Source organism: Streptomyces sp. NPDC007856 (assembly GCF_042868225.1).
Lineage (GTDB): Bacteria > Actinomycetota > Actinomycetes > Streptomycetales > Streptomycetaceae > Streptomyces.
Genome location: NZ_JBIAEC010000016.1, coordinates 229,138 through 250,123, shown reverse-complemented (window position 1 = coordinate 250,123; position 20,986 = coordinate 229,138). Strand labels below are relative to the sequence as shown.

Genomic DNA, 20,986 nt, shown 5'->3' with positions numbered 1-20,986 from the left:
AACGCCATGGTCGGCCCGCGCTGGCGCTGCCCGTCGAGGAACAGGAAGTCGGACACGATCATGCCAAGGGTGTCCAAGTACCAGTCCAGAGTGCGAATGAACGACCTTGTCTCCAGCACCACATGACCGAGGCGCTGAATGCGCGACGGCTCGCGCGGGGGCCGCTGGGTGGCGTTCGTACGACGGTGGTCCGTGCCAAAGTTCAGGATCAGCGGCTCCTGCTCGGGCAGCGCGGGCAGCTGTTCGCCGCAGTACACGACGCGGACCGGGAGGCCGGAGGGGTCGAGCAGCGAGACCGACTTCCCTCCGCCGGGCACGTTGATGTCCCGGACGGTATTGCCGGTGGCTGCGGCCAGCCGGTCGAGGTCGGTGCGCTCGGCCGCACGGAACGCCGGCCCGACGAAGCGGGACGCATGCCCACGCCGGATGACCATGCAGGGTGGGCCCGCGAAGGTGCCGCGCAGCCAGAGTGCCTCCTCGGTGCGGGCGGCGATAGCGAAGCCGAAGTCGCGCGCGAAGACCTCGGCCCGGTCCAGGTCCGGCTTCTCGAACTCCAGCCAGGCCAGGTCCGCCGCCTTGATCACGGGGTTCTGGGACCGGCCGGGATGTTCGCCGCGAAGGGCCCCCTGCTCGCTGTGGAGGTCTTCGTGAGGTGTCGGCGGAGCGGCCTTGTTAACGGAGGTGTGGGACATGGTGTCCTCCAAGCAACACTGCTGTAATGAGGAAATCATCAGCTTTGCCAGACCTCATCGTCAATAGGCTGAAGTCGAAGTATTGAGGATCTCATCAGTAATGGCACACCCATCGCAACGGTTGTTACACTCGCCGCATGCCGACCTCAGCCCCGCCCAAGAACCGCTTCGAGCGCCGCCGCGCCGAAACCCGTCACGCGCTCGTCCGGGCGGCGCGGCAGATCCTGGCGGAGACCGGGGACACCAGCGCCAGCATCCAGGCCATCGCCGAGCGCGCGGACGTGGGTTTCGGCTCCTTCTACAACCACTTCGAGTCCAAGACGGAGCTGTTCGACGCCGCGGTGACGGACGCCCTGGAGGAGTTCGGACAGCTCATCGACGAGCGAGTGGGAGGGATCGACGATCCGGCCGAGCTGGTCGCCGCCGGATTCCGGCTCACCGCCAGGATGGCCGACTCCCACCCCGAGCTCACTCGGATCCTGCGTGACCGCGGTCTGGCCTACATCCACTCCGACCGCGGTCTCGCCCCGCGAGCGCTGCGCGACCTCGAGATCGGCATCGCCTCGGGTCGCTTCGACTGCGCCAACGCGACCACCGCGCTGTCCGCCGTGGGCGGCACCCTCATGTCCCTCGTGGCGCTCCGGCTGGCCCGCCCCGACCTCGACGGCGACGAGGCCGCATCAGACCTGGCCGAAATGGTCCTGCGCATGCTCGGCGTCCCCGCGGACGACGCCCGTGAGATCACCCGGCGCCCGCTGCCGGACCTCGACTGACGGCTGAGCAGGCACTACGTCTTCGGGAACCCTTGTTTGTCATACGCGGGCGTAGTCCCGGAAGGAGCTCGGCGGCGTTCTTGTCGGTGATTCGCAGCCAGGTGGTACCGCCTGGCTGCTTCGCGGCGTCCACTGAGGCGATCTGCGCGGCGGCCAGGGTCCAGCAGTAGTCGCTCCTGTACAGCAGCCGGTCGCTACCGAACGCCCGGACGAGGGCCGGGACCTGGTGCGGGAACAGGGTTCCGGCCATGTCGAACCACAAACGCCGCTGTTCCTGGACCGTGGGGCCGTTGTGGGCACCGCTGTCGGAGGCCTTGGGAGATTCCGGCGACGTTCGACTCCACGGCGACGCCATGGCTGCCGAGGTGATCCAGGGCGTGGGCGAGCTTGGCCAGGGAGCCTTCCACATCGGGCAGGGGAAGAGAGGCGAAGTGTCCGAAGCGGTCCGGATGAGTGCGCCACATCGGCCGCGAACTCGTTGACCTCGCGGGTCAACGCGCGTGCGGCCCGGTCGTCGTCGAAGTGGGTGCCCGGGGAGGAGATGGACAGAACACTGGTACGGACACCTGAGGAGTCCATGAAGTCGAGGTGCTCGGACACCGACCAGGTCGGCAAGCCCCGCATGCCGTCGGGTTGCAGGATCCCGGCTCCTTCAGCCGCCTGCCAATAGGCGGGAGCCCCGAAGCGCGCGTGAACGTCGAATGTCGAGAGGTCCCCGTTGACGCCCCTGACAGCACGTCGCCCTGCCGCACAGCGGTGGGGCGACGTGCTGCGCCTGGATGGTTGCTACTTCATGGCCGCCAGAGCCGCGTCGACACCCGCAGCGGGCGAGCCGAGGCCGGTGACGGTGTCGTAGCCGGGGCCGGCTGTGCATTCCGTGCCGCAGCCGCCGTTGGAGCCGGAGATGACGTCCCGCAGGTAGGTGCTTCCGAGGGCATAGACGTCGGTGTGTGCCGTGTCCCCGTCCCGGCCGTTCGAGGCCAGGTGGGGCTTGCCGGTGGTGGCCCGGAGCTGGTCGACCGATGCGATGATCGCACCCCAGATCGGGGCGGACAGGCTCGTGCCGCCCACCTTCAGCCACACCGAATGGGTGGTGCCGCCGTAGGTCATCGTCAGGTACACCGGCACGCCGGTGACGGGGTCGGCCACGAAACTGACGTCCGGTGTAGCCCGCAGCGGCGAGGACTGCACGCCGTCCTGGTAGACCGGGCGCGGCTCGAAGTAGCTCAAGCCGCCGCCGGTGGAGTTCCACGCCGTCTCGCTCACGGTGTTGCCGTTTGCGTCCAGTTGGAGGGTGGTGCCTCCGATGGCCAGCACGTAGGGGTTGGTGGCGGAGTAGCCGGCGGGGTAGCCGGCGTCCCCGGTGGACTGGACGCAGACCGAGTCGGCCAGCTTGCAGTGGCCGTCGTAGAAGCCCTCCTCGGAGAACTCGCCTGCACCCCAGCTGTTGCTGACGGCGGACGGGTGCAGTGCCGCGGCGGCGTCCTCGGCCCGGGACAGCGCGGCCATGGTCGGGTCCGCGGCCTCGACCAGGACAATCTTGGCGTGCGGGGCGACCGAGTGCGCCCACTCGATGTCCAGTGCCTCCTCCTCGTTCCAGCCGGTGTCCGCCTCGGGCTGGGTGCCGTCCGCGTAGACCTGCTGGAAGTCGAAGCAGTCCGCCCCCGCGCTCACCGTGTCGCACGTCTGCGGCAGGTTGAAGTGCGCGGAGAAGTGGTTCAGGTCGTCCCTCGCCGTCGGGTAGTGGTAGGCGTCGACGATCGCGATGGTCTGGCCGGTGCCGTCACCCTTCAGGCCCAGGCGTGCCTGGATCTGCTGCGGGGTGTAGCCGCGGACGACCTCCTTCGCGTTGTCCGCCCCCATGCTCAGCTTCTTGGCTGCCGGAGTCGTCGTCTGGATCTTGATCGGGTCCGAGGCGGTGCCGACCGGCATGCCGAGGTCCTTCAGTGGGCTCGCGCTGCGGATCTGGTCGCCGTGGAACTGGGTGGCCTTGGCTGCGGCCTGGGGGGCCGCGGCCGATGTGCCGCCGCTCGGAGCGCTCGGGACCCGGGTGGGCTCGTCCTCGGAGAGCTTGTACGTGGTCAGGCCGTGCGGGAAGTAGTCGATGTCGTTGACGCCGTCGCCGATCGCCTGGGCCGAGATGTTCAGGGCCCGCCAGTCGAGCGCGAGACCGATCACGTCGTCACCCGGCCCGTCGCCCAGTTGCACGGTCTGGACCTGGCTCGCCCCCAGGGCGGAGTCCGTGGCGCTCTCGCGCAGGAACCCGTCGTTGGCCGCGAACGGGGTGTCGTAGGACCACAGGGCCTGGTAGGCGCCGACGAACGCTTCGGTGCCGCCGGCGGACTTGGCGAACACCCCGGAGTGGAAGCCGAAGAACGTGGGCACGTCGTAGGGCGCCCCATCGTCCACCGGGAACACGTAGTCGTTGAACTGGCGCATCTCGACCATGCCGGTCTTCTTGGACGCGACGAAGCCCTGCGACATCCCGGGGCTCTCATAGTTCTTGAGCACCGCGCCGGTGCGGGAGTCGAGGATCTGGACCAGGTGCTGGTAGGTCCGGAAATCGCCGGTGTACGCGAAGGCGACACCATGCCCGTCCGCGCTCGGAATGTTCGGGTCGGCCAGGGCAGGGTTGGTCGGCACGATCGCGACGGCACCGGATTCTGAGGGGGTCTCGGTCCAGTTCGGGGCGCCGGTGGCGGCGTCCAGGCTGACCGCCGTCGGCGCCGGGTCGGTGGCCTGCGTGGGCAGGCCACCGAGGTGCCTCCCGCCGTACTCGAAGAACAGGTGCCCGGCGCCGTCCGTGGTGACGCTGGAGAACACCAGGCTCTTGCCCGCCGTGCCCTTCGGCTGATACGTCCACAGCGTCTTGCCCTGCGCTGTGTAGGCGGTCAGGCTGCTGCCCGGGACGACGATCTCGGAGCCGCCGTGGCCGTCGCCCGCGACCGTGAGCGAGGCGACGTAGCCGCCGGTGTGCACGTTCGCGCGTACCTTCCCGGTGTGCGTGTCCAGCACGGCGAAGCCGCGGTCGGTCGCGGCCACCACGCAGTCGCCCGCCGCGTCCTTGCCGGGCTTCGGCAGCAGACTCAAGGTGTGCACCGAACTGTCGACCGTGGCCCGCCACAGGACGGTCGGCGTCCCCTTCTTCAGGGTCCTACCGTCCAGCGCGAAGATCCCGCGGCTCTGACCGCCGGTGATCAGGTCCTTGACCCCGTCGCCGTTCACGTCCATGGCGACGGCCGCGTAGGGGTCGCCGGCCAGGGGCATGGCCTGCAGCGTGCCGCTGCGGGGGTTGACCGTGTAGGCGGTGTCGTCATAGCCGACGGTGAGGAGTCCGCCCTGGTACTGGGTGAGCGTGTCGCCGGAGATGGCGCCCTCCTGCCGCCAGTCGCGGTGACCGGTCGCGGCGTTCAACCCGATGAGCTGGGTGTGCTCGGGACCCGCGGGGGTGGCGGCGGTGCCCGTGGTCGGGTCGGAGAGCGAGGCGAACACCTCGCTGCCCTTCGCATCCGAGGACAGCTCCATGGTCAGGGCGTTCTGCCCGCCGACCGTGGAGGTGGTGGTGGAGGACCACAGGGTGCGGCCCTGGGCGTCCCAGCCGGAGATGGTGCTCTGGCCGCCCGACATGTTGGCGTTGATGCCTTGCTCCGCGACCGCGAACCGGGGCTGCCCGGCGTGCGCGTCCGGCAGGACCTGGAAGGCCTCCGGCACGGTGCCCTCGCGCGAGGTGATTACCGTTCGTTCGCCGCTGTGCGCGTCCATCGCGGTCAGGTCCCAGCGCACTGTGTCGAAGGGGTCGGTCTGCTCGACCACCAAAACGCGGTCCGCGTCCGGGTCCTTGACCAGCATGCGCGGGTAGCCGGGGGTCTTGGTGTGTGCCGCGACACCGCCGTCGGAGGTGTCGATCACCAGCACGTTGCCGTCGGCGGGCCTCGGGCTGCCCAGGTCCATGGGGGTGTCGGACCAGGACGCGGCGATCCGGCCGGCTCCCATCGACGTCAGATCGCCCCAGTACGCCCAGGGCGCGTGCGTCGAGTAGGTCCAGTCGGCGGTCCCGGTGAGCCCGCCGTGAGCGGCGCGGCTGAAGCTGTAGGTGGTCAGGTTGCTGCGGCTGTCGCCCTGTTCGGCCACCGGGTCGCCGGACCAGTCCGGGCCGACGGTGTCGGCGACGATCAGCTTGCCGTCCTGGACCAGCATGTTGCCGACATAGCCGGGAATCAGCTTGCTCCACGCGGTCTTCCCGGTACGGCCGTCCAGGATGGTGACGAAGGTGCCGTAGTCCACCTTCGAATCGGGCGAGGAGAACGGCCGGAACGGCCAGTCGCCCACCGCGTAGGCGACGGCGACGTCCTGCTCACCGTCGCCGTTGAAGTCGCCCGTTACGTACGGATGCCTACCGGTGGCCGACATCTGGTACGGGTTGTACCCGGCGTAGAGGTTCGGCAGGTACGGGTAGGGCTGGAACCAGTTCTTGGCAGTCACCTGCCAGTCGTTGTACAGCGAGGTCGCTCCGCGGCTCCACACCTGCTTGCCCTCGGCGTCGTAGCGGGCGACGGTGCCGCCGCTGAAGACGCCCACCCAGTCCTTGGTGCCGCCGAGCGCCACGGGTTCGGCGAAGCCTCGGGCGGTCTCCCACTGGCCGGTCCGCTTGAAGCCCGGGACGGCGGACGAGGCGCGCGCGTGCTCGCCCGAGGCCGACGTCAGGCTCGGCTTCGGGCCGGGCAGCGGCGGGGTGGCAGCGGCGGGGCCCTCCTGGGCGGCGACCTGCCCGGGCGTGCCGTCGATCCGGGGTTGGTAACGCTTGCTGAGCTTTTCCAGGGCGCTGGCAGTCAGCCGGATGCCTTTCGCGCCGTGCGGCGGGTCTGCCGCAACCGGCGGTGCCGCCAGCAGGCCGGCGGCCAGCCCCAGCACGGTGGCGACCATGCCGACGCGTATGCCCTTCATATGCATGCTCAACTGATCACGCACCTTTCGGATGTCTCGTCTGGAGGAAGAGCGGCTGCGTCGACGGATGCGCTGGTGAACCGCCCTGCAGGGGATGGCAGTACTGTTCCAGCGCACACGTCCCCGCAGGTGACGTACGACTGGCCGCTATCGGTCAGCAGCCGGGAGCGGCCACTCTCCGCCTCGGCCGAACACAGGAGGGAGGCGAGCCGGTGCTGGAGTCCCTGGGTCTGGACGATCCGACTGAGCGCACCTATCGCCACTTGTTGGCTTCTCCGCCGGTGACCGCGACGGAGCTGGCCAGGCACCAGTCCTGCAGCACCGCACAGGCCCGTCGCATGCTGGACGACCTGGTCGCAGCGGGCCTCGCGGTGCCCTCGGCGAGCCGGCCCACCCGCTACGCCCCGCTGGATCCGCGGATCGGTCTGGCCGCCCTGATCCGTGCGCGCCGTCTGGAACTGGAGCGCGCGGAGGCCGCGCTGGACGCCTACGGCGCCGAGTTCAACGAGCGCAAACTGAGCTCCGACCCAAGTCGGCTGGTGGAGATCATCGAGGGGCCGACAGCGATCAACGACTGGCTGACCGAGCTGATGGCGGGCGCCGAGCACGAGGTACTGTGCTTCGACACCCCGCCCTATCTGTCGGCTGACGCAAGTGCGTTGCAGTTCGAGGAGGACCTGCTGGCCCGTGGCGTGCGGGCGCGGGCTGTCTATTCGAGCCAGGTGCTGGCCGTCCCCGAGCGCGCGGAACTGCTCCAGCACCTCGTGTCGCTCGGAGAGCAGGCCCGGGTGTTGCCCCATGTGCCGTTGAAGCTGCTGGTCTTCGACCGCCGCGATGCCCTGGTTCCGCTCACCGCAGGCGCCGACGGCCTGCGCACCACGGCCGCCCTGGTCCACCGGTCACCGCTGTGCGACGCCCTCGTCGACCTCTTCGAGGCGAGCTGGCAGCAGGCCACCCCGGTTTTCGGCAGCGAGGCCCGGCAGACGGAAGCCCATCCTGAGCTCAGCGAAAGCGACCGCAATCTGATCCATCTACTCCATGCCGGGCTGAAGGACGAGACCATAGCGCGCCAAGTGGGCCTGAGCGAACGCACGTTGCGTCGACGAATCGCCGACCTTACCGCCCGCCTCGGGGCGACGAGCCGGTTCCAGGCGGGTGCACAGGCCGTTCGCCGCGGCTGGATCTGATCCCCCCGGGCGCTTTCCCCTACAGCGGGGGCCGAACGACCGTGGGCGCCGGTGCACCCTCGGGCACCGGCGCCCACTCACCCCTGCCCAGAGGTGGTCTGTTGAATTGGTGTCGAGGTATCAGGGGACAAGGATGAGACGCGGCACTCACCCGCGCCGGACGCCTGGACGAAGCGCGCCTGGCCTTCGAGAAGATGCTCACCTATGCCAACCATGTCGGCCTGTACGCCGAGGAGATCAGTCACACGGGTGAGCAGTTGGGCGACTTTCCTCAGGCCTTCACTCACCTGGCCCTCATCAGCGCCGCCTTCAACCTTGACCGCGCTCTGGGTTGACCCGCCACAGCCACAGCCGGACCGGCTTCAGGCTTGGTTGGACGTAGCGGGCCGCATCCGTGAAGCGGTCGCCGTGCCCCCGCCCACGGTATCCGGTCCAGCAGTAGTGCCAGCCGCGGTTCCCGTCCCAGCAGTAGCCCTCTTTGACGTTGCGCAGGTAGCCGACGCCGTTGTCCCAGCGGTAGTCGTCGGCCTTGACGCTGACGACCGAGCGCTGCGCGTGCGTGGATACGGAAGTCTGGACTTCCATACATCGCATGGAAGCGCGAGCGCCCAGGGTGGACGGCGGTGCAGGGGACTCTCGCTCACGCGGGCCGGAGTCAAAGCAATCCGGCTCCGGCCCGCCCGCCTCAACAGGCTTTCAGAAGCAGCAGAGCGGTGTCGTCGGAACGATCGCCTGACGGCTGGGCATGAGCGACAAGTGTGTCGGCGATGTCGTCCAGCGGGCCGGTGGCTTCGGAGAGGACTGCCGCCAGGCCGGTGAGGGCGGTGTCGTGGTCCGTGCCGGGGGTTTCGATGAGTCCGTCGGTGTAGAGGACCAGGAGGGTGCCCGGCGGCAGCGGGATGTCCGCGGTGGGGTACTCCGCCGTGGGGTCGACGCCCAACAGAGGACCTGGCGGTGCTGCCAGGATGTCGGTGTGCAGGTCGGGGCGGCGCAGCAGGGGCGGGCAGTGGCCCGCAGTGGCCAACTGGGCTATGTGGCGGACCGGATCGACGTGCGCGTACAGGCAGCTGGCGAGCAGGCCGGGGTCGAGGTCGTTGAACAAGTGGTTGGTGCGAGCCAGGACTTCACCCGAGGTTGCGCCCGCGACGGCGTAGGCGTGGACCGCGGTGCGCACCTCGCCCATCAGACCGGCGGCGCTGACACCGTGGCCCTGCACGTCTCCGATGACGGCGGCGGCTTCGGTGTCCGACAGGCGGATCAGGTCGTAGAAGTCGCCGCCCACCTCCATGCCGTGGCTGGCGGGCAGATAGCGGGCGGCCACGTCCAGGCCGTGCATCGCCGGCAGCGTACGGGGCAAGAGGCCGGCCTGGAGGCCCTCCGCCAGCTGGTGCTTGGCGTCGTACTGCCGGGCGCGGTCCAGGGACTGGGAGATCAGGGCACTGATGGCGGTGAGGGTGGCGCGCTCCTGCAACGTGAAGGAGCGGGGTTGCCGGTAGCCGACCACGCAGACTCCGAAGTACTGGCCGGAGGCCATGAGCGGCAGCCATGCCCACGCACCCAGACCGTCGTCGATGGCCGCGCTCTCGGGATAAACCGTACGAAGCTCGTCCCGGTCGACGAAGAAGGACGGCACCCCCTGGGTCAGCCCCCAGGACGGTGCGCCGGTGGTCAGCCCCGGGAGCGGCAGGTCGGAGGCGAGGGGGGCGTGGTCGACAAGGTCGACCAGCTCAGGGCTGAAGCCATGGTGGCCGACGACCCGTACTCGGCCCGCCTCCGCGACCAGCAGGGCGAAGGCCTGCGCGTGCAGGGTGACCAGAAGGTGGCCGGCCACCAGGTCCACGACCTCGTCGACGGACGCCACCGCGGCCAGGCCGCCGGAGAGCCGCATCATGTGGTAGTGGGCGTCCAGGCCGGCGGGGCCGGGCGCCGCCCCAGCACCGACGCCCAGTTCATCCGGGCTGTGGGTGGCGTCGGTAGCAGCGGATATACGCAGGCTCACACCGGTGCGGTCCGGGTAGAGCTGGAACAGCAGTTCTCTGCCGGTGCGAGGCTGGTTCACCGTATAGGACGTCGGGAGCTGGCTCGCGAGTGCGGCCTGGTACCGCAGTCGGTACGGCGCGGGAGACAGCCAGGGCACGGCTTCCCACACCCGGGCGCCCAGCAGATGCGGGATACTCTCGCCCAGCAGATCGGCCGCAGTGTGGTCGACGAAGGTGATCCGCCCCCGCACGTCGAGTCGGCACGCCCCTTCGGGAAGAGCGGCTATGAAGTCCGCTGCGGCCTGAGAGTGAGCCGGTGCCGAGGGATGCGCGGGCGCCGGCGGCAGCAGACGCGCCGCGAGCCCGGGCTGCAAGCTGTGCCCGGCCTCGGCGGCGTCCCGCAGGAGCACGGCGATACAGCGGGCCGCAGTCGTGAACCGGCCCTGTGCGCGCGCATCCGGCGCGGGCGATTTCTGAGAGAACAGCACCAGCATGACGCCCCACACGCGGGAGCCGGCCACGAGCGGGGCCGCCGCGACTGCGCCCACGAACGGGAAGGTGAGGGCCAGCTGGGGATAGCGGCGGGCGAACTCTTCACCGGAGTCGACCCACACCGGATGCCGCTGCAGAATCGCTTCGGCGAGTGGGCTGTCGGCTACGCCAGCCACCTGTAGGCGACGCAGCAGGCTGACGAACCCGGTGGGCATCCCGACGCTCGTGTCGAGGACCAGGACTTCGCCGCCGGGCTCGAGCAAAAAGAGCGCCCCCGCGTGCGCACCCATGCCGGCCACCGTCCGGGCCACGATCTGATCCAGCAGCTCCTGGACGGCAGCGGGTTGCAGTTCCTTGCCACTGGCCATCCGACACGCTCCGCGAAGTCGTGCGCCTCTCTGCAGGATAGGCCGGGCGATGCGGGTTTGCTGCCTCCTGCGAAGCCATGGATGGCCAGGGGGGTCCCCCGCCCCCACGATGATGCTGCCCGGGCGGAGCCACCGCGTGGGCTGCTGCGGTAAGGAGCGGCTGGCCGAGCACCCGATGTGACACGCGCGTAGCAAGGAAGAGGGACCCCGTACGACTCAGATCGTCGTGGACCTCACCTGCTGCCAGGGCCATGCACAGTGCGTTTTCCTCGTGCCGGAGGTGTTCCAGCTGCACGGGGAGGAGGCGCATGCTGTACGGCCCAGCCGCTATCGAGGATCAGCTGGAGCGCGTACGCCAAGCCGCGGCGGCGTGCCCGGTCCACGCCATCCTCCTCGATGAGGAGGTGAGCGGTGGTGCCCGGTGATCCGCGGCATGGCCGTATCGTCATCGTCGGCGCGTCGCTGGCCGGGCTGACGGCCGCGGAGGCGCTGCGCGAGGAGGGCTTCACCTGCTCTGCGAGCGGTACGCAGTCGTCCCCGGTCCGCCACCGCGCGGCGCGCGGTCGGACCTTGTGGCTCGTCACGCGGCAGCGGGAAGGAGGCCCCGGGCAACTTCGCGGGCCTCGGCCGGGGAGAGCCCGAGCATGTGCAGGAGCATCTCGGCCATGGTGCCTGCGGCCTGCTCGATATCGGCCTCGGGCTTGCTGAACCACAGCTCCAGAAGCGCCAGCAGGCTGCCGTTGAGCGCGGACAGGGCGATGCCCGGGTCGAGTACCGTGAAGCGGCCTGCGGCGATGCCCTGTTCCAGGTCGCGCCTGGCACGGGGAGCCAGTCCGCTGCCGGCGCATATGCGGCCGAGCTCGCTGTGGCACAGGATCCGCATGATCTCCGGGTGCGACTCGGCCAGGAGCGCGCTGAGCCGCAGACCCCCGGCGAGGCGTTCGGCGGGATCGTCGACGCCGTACAGGCGTTGGTCGATGGCTTGGGCGAACTCCTCCATTGCATCGTGGACGGCCGCATCGAAGAGCTCCGGCTTGGAGCCGAAGTGGTTGTAGAAGGAGCCGAACCCGACGTCCGCGCGCTCCGCGATGGCCCGGATGCTGGCGCTGGTGTCGCCGGATTCCGCCAGGATCTCCCGCGCCGCGCGGACGAGTGCCTGCCGGGTCTCGGTACGACGGCGTTCGAATCGATTGCCGAGTGGAACTGGCATGGGCACGCTCCCCAGATAGCAGCAGTTCTGACAATTTCCTCATTGCGTTGACGAGCCCGGCCGTCTCTGCGGTCGACACCCCGCACCCCGGAGTGACCCATCACACATATCTGATCGTTTGATCAATTCTGTAAGTGACTTGACGATAAAGCTGTCATGGATGATGCTTTCATCAGAAATAACCTAACACGGTCAGATGTGCGGTGCTCGTGGCCATTAGTGCCGATATGGGCGAATTTGCCTCACCTCCGGCACGCCACGGGAGGGTCGGAGCCCCGATCCGACACACCGCGCTCGCCTGCCGCCGCTGCCGTCCCGCGGTCGGCGTACCCCACCGCACGCCAACGCTGCCCGCACCCATGCGCAGGAAGGGATGAACCCGATGAATACCAATCAATCGAAACTCGTCGAGCCGGTGAAGCCGAGCGAGGCACCCGACGCGGCGATAGCCATGATCGATGCGGAGGGGACGGTGGTCGGGTGGACACAGGCCGCCCAGCAGTTGGTCGGGTACTCGGCCGGGGAGGTGGTGGGCCGGTCCGCCGCACACGTACTGTCCTCGTCCGAGGACGCTCCGAAGGCCAGAGCGCTCGCCGAGCAGTGCCGCGCCCAGGGCGGCTGGTCCGGCACCATGACGGTCCGCCACCGCGACGGCCACACGCTCACCTTGACTCTGCGGGTCTCGTTGCTGTGGGGAGAGAACGAGAGCCTTCGGTGGCTGGTATCCGTGACCGACATAGGCGTGCTCTCCTCGGGAGCGCTGAACGGATCGCTCCGCGAGTCGCTGCTCAACCACGCACCGATCGGCATCGTCGTCCGTGACCTGCACCTGCGCTGCACGTGGGTGAACGACGCCATGGAGCTCCACGACGGCATTCCTCGTGACCGACGGTTCGGCAGCCGCCTGAAGGATTCGCTGCCCGGTTTCGAGGCCGAAGCGCTCGAGGTGGTGATGCGGCAGGTGCTGGAGAGCGGCACCAGCATGGTCCACGAGTACCGGGCGTGGCCGCCGACCGATCGGCGCAAGGAGCACGTGGTCTCGGCCTCGTTCTTCTGCTTCCAGGACGCGGACGGCAAGCCATTGGGAGTGTGCTCCATGAGCGTGGACGTCACCGGTAACCGACGGGCGCGCGAACGCCTCGCCATCCTCAGCGAAGCCAGCACGCGCATCGGCAGCACCCTCGACGTCCTGCAGACCGGGCAGGAACTGGCCGACCTCACCGTGCCTCTGCTGGCCGACCATGCCCTCGTCGACCTGATGGAGTCGGTTCCGCTCGTCCTGGAGCCCTCGGTACGGATCGGCCCGGCGAACGGCCGCCCTCCTGCGCTGCGCCGCGCCGGTCTGGCCTCCGTCGAGCTCGGCATGCTGGAACTGCCGTGGGTGCGCGAAGAGTTGATCCACGTCCACCCGGCCTCGCCCTTCGCCGACGTACTGCGCACGGGCAGGTCCCGCCTGGTACCGGTGCTGGACATGGAGCCCAATCTCGGCCCGTGGGCCCATCACGACCCGACGCGGGCACAGAAAGTCCGTGACAGCGGCATCCACTCGTTGATGATCGTCCCCATCCACGCCCGGCGATGCGTGCTGGGACTGGCACTTTTCGGCCGCTCCGAGGAGCCGAAGCCGTTCCAGGACGACGACCTCCTGCTCGCCGAGGAGCTCGTCACCCGGGCCGCGCTCTGCCTGGACAACGCCCTGCAGTTCGCGCGCGAGCGCACCGCGGCCCTCACGCTCCAGCGCGACCTGCTCCCCCACCGTGTGCAGGGCGGCGCCGCCGTGGAGGTGGCCTCACGCTACGTGCCGGCCGACATGGACCACGGTGTGGGGGGTGACTGGTTCGATGTGATCGAGCTGTCCGGCGCCCGGGTGGCCCTCGTCGTCGGCGATGTGGTCGGACACGGCATCAACGCCGCGGCGACCATGGGCAGGCTGCGCACCGCCGTGCGCACACTGGCGGACCTGGATCTTCCTCCCGACGAACTGCTTGCGCACCTCGATGACACGGTCCGCCGGCTGAACGATGAGAACGAGGTTGACGACGACATCCCCGACCACGTCCCTGCGGTGGTGGGCGCCACCTGCATGTACGCCGTCTACGACCCGGTCACCCGGCGGTGCACGATGGCGCGGGCCGGGCACCCCCCGCCCGCGATCATCGACCCGCAGGGCTGCGTCACCTTCTGCGACATGCCAGCCGGAGCCCCGCTCGGCCTCGGCCTCGGGGTGCTCGCCTTCGAGTCCGTGGAACTGGAACTGCCCGAGGGAAGTGTCCTCGCCTTCTACACCGACGGCCTGGTCGAGTCCCGCGACGACGACATCGACGTCGGCCTGCAGCGCCTGGGCGCCGCCTTGACCCAGTCCGGCCGTTCCCTGGAGGACCTGTGCTCCCAAGTGATCGAGACCTTGCCGGCCCGGACACACTCGGACGACGTCACCTTGCTCCTTGCGCGGACCCGCGCACTGCAATCGGCCCAGGTCGCGTCCTGGGACCTGCCGAACGAGCCGACCGCCGTCCGCACCGCCCGGCACCTGGCCGCCCGCCAGCTCAGCACATGGCGGCTGGAGCATCTCCTGCCCACCGTGGAACTGATCGTCAGCGAACTGGTCACCAACGCCATCCGCTACGGCGGCGGTCCGGTCCACCTACGGCTCATCCAACATCGGGTTTTGACCTGCGAGGTCTCCGACACCAGCACCAGCCACCCACGCCCTCGGCATCCGAGCGCTTTCGACGAGAACGGTCGCGGTCTCGTCCTCATCGCTCACCTGTCCCGCAGGTGGGGCTCGCGCTCCGCCTCGGACGGCAAGGTCGTCTGGGCCGAACAGGACCTGCCCCCCACAGCCGCCGCACGGTGACGCTTCGAGCGGCGGCACTGGCCACCCGGCTGGTCAGCAACCGCCCGAGGATGCCGATCTACTGGCACGCGGTCTCCGAAAAAGAAGGTACGAACATGGGCACCGAAGACGTCAAGAACAACGATTCGCCGCATGAAGGCCAAGGCCCGAGGCTCATGCCAGGTCCTGGCGCAAACGACAGGCCGTACCCGTTCGACGGCGTGGCAGCCGCCGTGCTCGATCACCGGGGCACGGTGCTGCGGTGGACGGGGACCGCAAAACACCTGACGGGGTTCCCGGCCGAAGAGGTGTGCGGCCGCCCCGTACAGGACCTGGTGACCGAACTCCCCGACGAACTGCGCGCTGTCGCGGAGATGCCGGCATGCGGCCAGGCGCGGCTGCGGCACCGGTCCGGCGGCACCATCGATGTCACCTTCCGGATCTCTGCGATGGAAGGCCCCGCGGAGTTCCTTGTCCTGGCGGCGCCTGCCCACCACGTCGTCCACCACGAGCAGGGCGCAGCGCTCCTGCGCGCACTGTCCTCACAGAGCCGGGTCACCATCGCTCTGCACGACACGGATCTGACCACGGTGCAGACGAACGCCACGCTGAACACTCCCGACGGCCGTCGAGTACAGCCCGGTACTCGGCTGTGCGACGTGCTCTGTGCCGAGGATGCAGAGAACCTCGAGGCAGTACTGCGCCAGGTGCTGCAGACGGGCGCCCCGGTGATCCGCAGGAGCCAGCACGTGAGCTGGCGGCACGATCCGGAGCAGCGGCGGGCCCTGTCGCTGTCCGCCTTCCGTCTGGAGGACGCGCGAGGACGTCCCACAGGGGTCGCGGCCCTGTACGTTGACAGCCCCGATGTGCGGGCTCGCCGTCATCTGGACCTCACCCGTGAGGTGGCCGAGCGTGTGGGAGGTTTCCTGGACGTCGTGCGCACCGCACGAGCACTTGCGGACGTGCTCGTGCCTGCTTTCGGGGATCTCGTCACCGTCGACCTTGCACAGTCCGTGTTCGACGGGGAGGAGCCGCCGAAGCAGCTGGGCGGTGGAGATCTTGGTCTGCGCACCGCGGCCCTGGCGCCGGCCGCCACGGTGTGGACTGCCCGTACGGAGCGCGGCGATCTCTTCCCGCCGTTTCCCCATCACCCGCTCCTGCGCGGCTTCCAGCTGGGCGAGACCCTCGTCCTCGGCGCGGACGACTACGGTGCTGCACTCGGCGATCCGCAACTCGTCGAATTCGTCATCCCGCAAGGAGGCCACTCGGTGCTGGTGGCACCGTTGCACGCCCGCGGCCTCACACTCGGCGGCATATCGATCTGGCGCTGCGGCCGGTCCGAACCGTTCACCGAGGACGAAGCGAATCTCATGACGCAGATCGCCTCGGGGGCGGCGCTCGCCGTCGACAACGCCCGCCGTTACACGCGGGAACACCGGGCGGCCGTGGCGCTGCAGCAGCGCCTTCTTCCGCCGGCCACGACCGACACTGCGGCCGCCGAGACCGCCGGTATCTATCTGGCCACAGGCGGCGGAGCGGAAATCCGCGGCGACTGGTACGACGCCATCGCCCTGCCTTCTCTCCGGCTGGCCCTCGTCGCCGGGGACGTCATCGGCCACGGCATGCCCGCAACCGCCACCATGGGCCGACTGCGCACCGCCATCCAGACCCTCGCCGACCTCGAACTCGAACCGGACGAGCTGCTCACCCGAATCGCGGACCTGGTCCAGCGCCTCGTCGCCGAAGCCCCACCCGACCACCACGACGTCCTCGGCGCCACATGCCTGTACGCGGTCTACGACCCGATCACCCGGCGCTGCACCATGGCCAGTGCCGGACACCCGCCACCCGTCCTGGTCCGGCCCGACGGGACCGCCGAGACCGTCGACATCTGCCCCGGGCCGCCACTCGCCATAGGCGGCATGCCGTACGAGACCACCACGATCGAGATCGAGCCGGGCAGCGTCCTCGCGCTCTGCACCGACGGCCTGATCCAACGGAGCGACCGCGACATCGACCAAGGGCTCCAGTGCCTGGAGGACGCCCTCGCCGCGTCATGCCGTCCGGACCGCGCTCTGGACGCGACCAGCCGGGCTGTCCTCGCCAACCTGCGGAACCAGACGCAGCGCGACGAGGCGACCCTGCTGTTGGCCCGCACCCGCGCCGTGCCGGCGGAGGACACCGCTCGCTGGGAGATCCCGGCCGATCCGGCCGCCGTCTCCCAGGCCCGTGAATGGGCAACCCGCCAACTCACCAGGTGGGGGCTGGAAGCCCTCGTCTTCACCACCGAGCTCATCGTCAGCGAACTGGTGACCAACGCGATCCGCTACGGCCGACTGCCGGCGGAGCTGCGGCTGATCCGCCACAATGTTCTGGTTTGCGAGGTCACCGACTCCAACAGCACGCAGCCCCGCCTGCGCCGCGCCCGCACCACCGACGAGGGAGGGCGCGGCCTGTTTCTCGTCGCCCAATTCGCCGAGCGCTGGGGCTGCCGCCATAGTCAGAACCTCAAGACGATCTGGGCCGAGCAGCCCATTGAGCGCTCGTGCTGATGGGAGCTTGTTCGTAGCTGTGAGGTGGTACGGCAGCGGATGACTGTGCAACATCCACTCACGTTGCTTCGGTACCTGGTTGGAGGATCCTTAGGAACAGTCGGCCTAACCTGGCAAAACACGATCCGCGAGTCTCCAGCGGCTCACCGACGTTCCCCGCGGGCACTCGCGCCGACCACCTGTGCCCCGTCAGGGCGACGGAGTCGGCTTCCGGCGCTGAGCAAGTCGACGGCGAGCCACCCAAACGCTACTCAAGACCCACATACTGCTCCGCCCAGTCCGTTGCCGAGAAAGCATGCCATCACCTGACGGCGAAAGGCGGAGTCTCCGACCTGGGACAACTCCGCGCTGCCTATTCGGCGGCGTCGGACCGGTCGGCGTTCGCGGGGCCGTTGTCTGCCCGCATCGGCAGCCCCAGCCGCCGACCGCCGCGGTGAGCCCAGATGTCACCGAGGACGACTTGGATGATGCCGGTGACGGGAATCGCCAGCAGGGCACCGAGTATCCCGGCGACCTCGGCGGCGATCAGGATGGCCAGCAGCACGGTGAGGGGGTTGAGTTTCACCGTCCGGGACAGGATGAGCGGTTGCAGCAGGTGGTTCTCTGCCTGCTGATAGACGATGAAGAAGACGATGGCTCCGATGCCGGCCGTCAAGGAATGAACGAACGCGACCGCGGAGGCGACGACAGCACATGCAGACGGTGGAGGCATCCTCCGGCTGTGCCGCCTACCCCTATGGCGGCTGGCGACGGTCACGTCCTGGGCATCGCCCCCCTCCGACCACGGCGCACACAGGTTGCGGGAACGGTGTCGGCCAAGCGGTGATGGAGGCGCTGCGTAGACCGGTCCGCAGGGCGGTGGGCGTTCACGGCGATGACGGGGCCACGCCCGTCCCAGGTGCGGATGCCCAGATTGAGCTGGAGGCTGGTGCCGCAAGCCGTAAGTGCCGAAGGAAGCGTCATGGTGACGCTGGCCGCAGGTGCAATCGCAGGACCGTCGGCCTGGTGGGAGACGGCGCCGTCAGCCGCAGGCGTGATCGCTACAGTCCTGCTGTCGCCGGTGATGTGCGCCGAGCTGATGCATGCGGCCTGGCGGTACGTGCCATGAGCGAGAGCGCGTCGCGGCCGGCGACCGGCGCGCGGCGGCCCTATCTGATCGTGAATCCGCGTTCGGGCGGGGCAAGGCGAGCCGGTTCCGGATCGCGGAACGAGCCCGTGCGTTCGGAGCTCAGGTTTTCCTCATCGATCATTCCCTGCCCCAGGACCTGGCGGCTGTCGCGCGACGCGCGGTGGATGACGGTGCGGATCTGCTCGGGGTGGCCGGCGGAGACGGCACGCAGGCGCTTGTCGCCGAGATCGCCGCGGAGAGCGGCCTGCCTTGCGTCGTCATTCCGGCGGGTACCCGCAACCACTTAGCGATGGATCTCGGCCTGGACCGCGACGACCCTTCGGTCGCACTGGAGGCCCTCTCAGACGGCGTCGAGCTGCGCGTGGATCCCGGGTACGCGGGCGATCGGGCATTCGTCAACAACGTGTTGTTCGGCGCGTATGCCGCCCTGGTGCAGGACCCGGCCTATCGGGAGGACAAGATCGGCACGACGGTGCGGATCCTCCCGGAGTTCCTGGCCCGTCACGAGGGTCCGGAGCTGGTGGTACGCGCAGGACTGCTCACGGTGGACTGGCCGGATGCCGTGCTGGTGAGCAACAACCCCTATCAGGTCGACGACCCGGCCGGGCTGGGCAGGCGAGCGCGCTCGACTCCGGGCTCCTGGGAGTACTGACCGCCAGGGCGGAGACGCCCGCCGAGACGGCCGCCAGGCTGCGAAGCGGGCAGACGCACGGGCTGACCCGGCTGGCGACACCCGATGACGTCGTCATCCACGCCGACGCCCCGGTCGTCCCCGTCGGGCTCGACGGCGAAGCCGTCACCCTGCCCACTCCCGTGCGGTGCCGGATCAGTCCCCGGACGCTACGGGTATGGGTTCCCCGTCATCGACCGGGCGCCGTGCCCACCCGATGGCGGCCGCCGGGATGGGCCGTCGTCCCGCGGGCGGCCTCACTCGTCGGGCGGTCTCATGGCCGTCACACCGACTGACCCGAACGCCGCTCACCGCTTCCAGCCGGTCAGTGCTGAGGGTGCGGACGCGCGTGGAACAGAGGACGCCGCTGGGTGGCCGTGCCCGAAGCGAGATGACCGATCTCGACGCGCGTCCTGATGGCGCGGACCACCTCGGTCAGGCCCACGATGATGGCCATGACGCCCACCACCAGGGTGAGTGTCGCGATCGAGGCGAACGGCATGACGATCATCACGATGCCGGCCAGAGCTCCGACGATCCCGAAGGAGACGTGCCAGCCGCGCCCCGGCATGGCCGGGGCAGAGGCCGCCGCGGCCGTCTCCGTGGTGCCGCGCAGCAGCCAGCCGAAGCCGATCCACAGGGCGAGCAGCAGGATCGACTCAAGGGTGCCCCGGAAGCAGATCAGTCCCAGCAGGATGGAGGCCGCGCCGGTGATGAAGTGCAGCACGCGAAGGTGCCGCGGGACGTGGGCGCCGAAGGCGGCGGCGAGTTGGAAGACACCGGTGACCAGTAGGTAGACACCGAAGAGAATGCCAACGACGCGCAGCGTCGCGCCCGGCCAGACCAGGGCGATGACGCCCAGGGCGATGGTGGCGAGGCCCATCGTGAGCAGGATCTGCCAGCCCATGTTCGCCAGGGCGGCCATGCCTTCTGCCACGGGCCTCTCCTCTGGCTCGGTGCCGCGCGGGGGAACGGGGCCCGGGGAATCGGTGGGAGATGTCATGACGCCTGCCTCCTCCTTGGAGCAGCGTTGTCGCGTCAGTGCATGTCCGTCGTCACCCGACCACGCCGCATGTGCGTGTCGGTCGCGTTGGCGTCGGTACTCATGCGTGGGGGGTGATGACGGCGCGTCCTTGGATCTTGCCGTCGTGCAGGAGGTGGTACGCCTCGGCGGCGCGTTCCAATGGGAAGTGCTCGACCAGCATCCTGATCTTTTCCTGCTGGGCGAGGGTGATCACTTCCATCAGTTCGGTGAGGGTGCCCCAGTAGGGCGAGGCGACCGAGCACTCGTGCGGCGGGCTGGTGAAGTTGACGGGCAGGGCTCCGCCGCCGAGGCCGACGATGGTCAGGTGGCCGAGCACCCTGGCCACCTGAGCAGCCATCCGCAGAGTCGGGTCTATCCCGACCATGTCCAGCACGAGCTCAGCGCCCAGCTGTCCCGTCAGGTCCTTGATGCGCGTAATCGCCTCGTCGCCCGAGAGAAGCGCCTCGTCGGCTCCCATCTGCTTGGCGGTTTTCAGCTTGTCCGTGTCGGTGTCCACGGCGACTACGGTGGTTGCCGTGGTGAGCGCGCGCAGGATCTGGATGGTCATCTGACCCAGACCGCCCGCCCCGATCACGACCGCGGTCGACCCCGGTCCCAGCAGGTGCAGCGACCGTTTGACGGCGTGATAGCTGGTCAGTCCGGCGTCGCTGAGCGGGGCGGCCTGGCGGGGGTCGAGGGTGCCGAGCGGAATCAGGTACCGCGGCGCCGGGACGAGCAGGTACTCGGCCATGCCGCCGTCGTGACCGCCTCCAAGGCCGGGGCCCTGACCGCCGAGGTTCTGGCAGTAGTTCTCCAGGCCCTGGCGGCAGTTGGCACACACCCCGCAGCCCCAGGAGCCATAGACGATCACAGGGTCCCCGGCCGTGAACCCGGTGACGCCCGCTCCCAGCCGTTGCACCCATCCCGCGTTCTCGTGGCCGAGGGTGAAGGGCAGTTCGGTGACGAGCCCGGGTGGTGGCCCGGGTGCCTCCATGATGTGCAGATCGGAGTGGCACGCACCGGCACCCGCGACCTTCACCAGCACCTGCCCCGGTCCGGGCTCGGGAACCGGCACCTCGCGCAGCTCCGGCGGATGCCGCCACCCGACCAGTTGAAAAGCCCGCATGGCG

The 20,986-nt window shown here is 69.3% G+C and carries 12 protein-coding genes and 4 pseudogenes; 8 read left to right on the top strand and 8 right to left on the bottom strand.

Annotated elements, in window-relative coordinates; genetic code table 11:
• A pseudogene (locus ACFYOH_RS33550) lies at positions 1-692 on the bottom strand (2,3-dihydroxybiphenyl 1,2-dioxygenase); the annotation flags it as partial.
• Between the two features lie 137 nt (positions 693-829).
• On the opposite strand from ACFYOH_RS33550, the gene ACFYOH_RS33545 reads away from it, so the two are divergent.
• Positions 830-1,465, top strand: a complete 636-nt coding sequence (locus ACFYOH_RS33545) for a TetR/AcrR family transcriptional regulator (protein WP_388633536.1) — start codon at positions 830-832, stop codon at positions 1,463-1,465.
• A 786-nt stretch (positions 1,466-2,251) separates the two neighbouring features.
• Here ACFYOH_RS33545 and ACFYOH_RS33540 read toward each other — a convergent pair.
• Positions 2,252-6,421 carry a hypothetical protein gene (locus tag ACFYOH_RS33540; RefSeq protein WP_388633533.1) on the bottom strand — a complete coding sequence of 1,390 codons (4,170 nt, stop codon included), beginning with the start codon at positions 6,419-6,421 and terminating at the stop codon, positions 2,252-2,254.
• Positions 6,422-6,621: 200 nt separating this feature from the next.
• Between ACFYOH_RS33540 and ACFYOH_RS33535 the strand changes: the two genes are divergently transcribed.
• Both ACFYOH_RS33535 and ACFYOH_RS33530 read left to right on the top strand, forming a co-directional pair.
• On the top strand, positions 6,622-7,596 hold the full coding sequence (locus tag ACFYOH_RS33535) for a helix-turn-helix domain-containing protein (RefSeq protein WP_388633531.1): 975 nt from the start codon (positions 6,622-6,624) through the stop codon (positions 7,594-7,596).
• A 143-nt stretch (positions 7,597-7,739) separates the two neighbouring features.
• A pseudogene (locus ACFYOH_RS33530) lies at positions 7,740-7,931 on the top strand (glycoside hydrolase family 15 protein); the annotation flags it as partial.
• Here ACFYOH_RS33530 and ACFYOH_RS33525 read toward each other — a convergent pair.
• Positions 7,906-8,181 (bottom strand): hypothetical protein, encoded by a 276-nt coding sequence (locus tag ACFYOH_RS33525; RefSeq protein ID WP_388633528.1) that lies wholly within the window; start codon positions 8,179-8,181, stop codon positions 7,906-7,908. The pseudogene ACFYOH_RS33530 and the gene ACFYOH_RS33525 overlap by 26 nt on opposite strands.
• Before the next feature lie 100 nt (positions 8,182-8,281).
• Positions 8,282-10,435, bottom strand: a complete 2,154-nt coding sequence (locus ACFYOH_RS33520; protein WP_388633525.1) for a GAF domain-containing SpoIIE family protein phosphatase — start codon at positions 10,433-10,435, stop codon at positions 8,282-8,284.
• Between the two features lie 220 nt (positions 10,436-10,655).
• On the opposite strand from ACFYOH_RS33520, the pseudogene ACFYOH_RS33515 reads away from it, so the two are divergent.
• Together ACFYOH_RS33515 and ACFYOH_RS33510 are read left to right on the top strand one after the other, a co-directional pair.
• A pseudogene (locus ACFYOH_RS33515) lies at positions 10,656-10,860 on the top strand (ferredoxin).
• A pseudogene (locus ACFYOH_RS33510) lies at positions 10,850-10,951 on the top strand (NAD(P)-binding protein); the annotation flags it as partial. The pseudogenes ACFYOH_RS33515 and ACFYOH_RS33510, both read left to right, overlap by 11 nt.
• A 64-nt stretch (positions 10,952-11,015) precedes the next feature.
• On the opposite strand, the gene ACFYOH_RS33505 reads toward ACFYOH_RS33510, so the two are convergent.
• Positions 11,016-11,651: a TetR/AcrR family transcriptional regulator gene (locus ACFYOH_RS33505; protein ID WP_388633522.1), complete on the bottom strand. Its 636-nt coding sequence runs from the start codon at positions 11,649-11,651 to the stop codon at positions 11,016-11,018.
• 376 nt (positions 11,652-12,027) lie between these two features.
• Between ACFYOH_RS33505 and ACFYOH_RS33500 the strand changes: the two genes are divergently transcribed.
• Both ACFYOH_RS33500 and ACFYOH_RS33495 read left to right on the top strand, forming a co-directional pair.
• Positions 12,028-14,502 carry a SpoIIE family protein phosphatase gene (locus ACFYOH_RS33500; RefSeq protein ID WP_388633519.1) on the top strand — a complete coding sequence of 825 codons (2,475 nt, stop codon included), beginning with the start codon at positions 12,028-12,030 and terminating at the stop codon, positions 14,500-14,502.
• A 200-nt stretch (positions 14,503-14,702) separates the two neighbouring features.
• The gene (locus tag ACFYOH_RS33495; protein ID WP_388633516.1) at positions 14,703-17,033 is read left to right on the top strand and encodes a SpoIIE family protein phosphatase; all 2,331 of its coding nucleotides are present in this window, start codon (positions 14,703-14,705) and stop codon (positions 17,031-17,033) included.
• A 352-nt stretch (positions 17,034-17,385) separates the two neighbouring features.
• Here ACFYOH_RS33495 and ACFYOH_RS33490 read toward each other — a convergent pair whose 3' ends face one another.
• Complete coding sequence (locus tag ACFYOH_RS33490) at positions 17,386-17,745, bottom strand: AI-2E family transporter (RefSeq protein WP_388633513.1); 360 nt, start codon at positions 17,743-17,745, stop codon at positions 17,386-17,388.
• A gap of 370 nt (positions 17,746-18,115) precedes the next feature.
• Between ACFYOH_RS33490 and ACFYOH_RS33485 the strand changes: the two genes are divergently transcribed.
• Positions 18,116-18,814: a diacylglycerol/lipid kinase family protein gene (locus ACFYOH_RS33485; RefSeq protein WP_388633510.1), complete on the top strand. Its 699-nt coding sequence runs from the start codon at positions 18,116-18,118 to the stop codon at positions 18,812-18,814.
• 343 nt (positions 18,815-19,157) lie between these two features.
• Here ACFYOH_RS33485 and ACFYOH_RS33480 read toward each other — a convergent pair whose 3' ends face one another.
• A complete protein-coding gene (locus ACFYOH_RS33480; RefSeq protein WP_388633507.1) occupies positions 19,158-19,835 on the bottom strand; it encodes an HdeD family acid-resistance protein in 678 nt (225 codons plus the stop codon).
• A gap of 100 nt (positions 19,836-19,935) precedes the next feature.
• Entirely contained in the window at positions 19,936-20,982 is a 1,047-nt protein-coding gene (locus tag ACFYOH_RS33475) for an NAD(P)-dependent alcohol dehydrogenase (RefSeq protein ID WP_388633504.1), read from the bottom strand.
• Positions 20,983-20,986: the final 4 nt, after the last annotated feature.

Coding starts and splice junctions, on each gene's coding strand:
- ACFYOH_RS33490 (WP_388633513.1), bottom strand. CDS start 17,745: ATGCCTCCACCGTCTGCATGTGCTGTCGTCGCCTCCGCGGTCGCGTTC.
- ACFYOH_RS33525 (WP_388633528.1), bottom strand. CDS start 8,181: ATGGAAGTCCAGACTTCCGTATCCACGCACGCGCAGCGCTCGGTCGTC.
- ACFYOH_RS33520 (WP_388633525.1), bottom strand. CDS start 10,435: ATGGCCAGTGGCAAGGAACTGCAACCCGCTGCCGTCCAGGAGCTGCTG.
- ACFYOH_RS33480 (WP_388633507.1), bottom strand. CDS start 19,835: ATGACATCTCCCACCGATTCCCCGGGCCCCGTTCCCCCGCGCGGCACC.
- ACFYOH_RS33485 (WP_388633510.1), top strand. CDS start 18,116: ATGCGGCCTGGCGGTACGTGCCATGAGCGAGAGCGCGTCGCGGCCGGC.
- ACFYOH_RS33500 (WP_388633519.1), top strand. CDS start 12,028: ATGAATACCAATCAATCGAAACTCGTCGAGCCGGTGAAGCCGAGCGAG.
- ACFYOH_RS33475 (WP_388633504.1), bottom strand. CDS start 20,982: ATGCGGGCTTTTCAACTGGTCGGGTGGCGGCATCCGCCGGAGCTGCGC.
- ACFYOH_RS33545 (WP_388633536.1), top strand. CDS start 830: ATGCCGACCTCAGCCCCGCCCAAGAACCGCTTCGAGCGCCGCCGCGCC.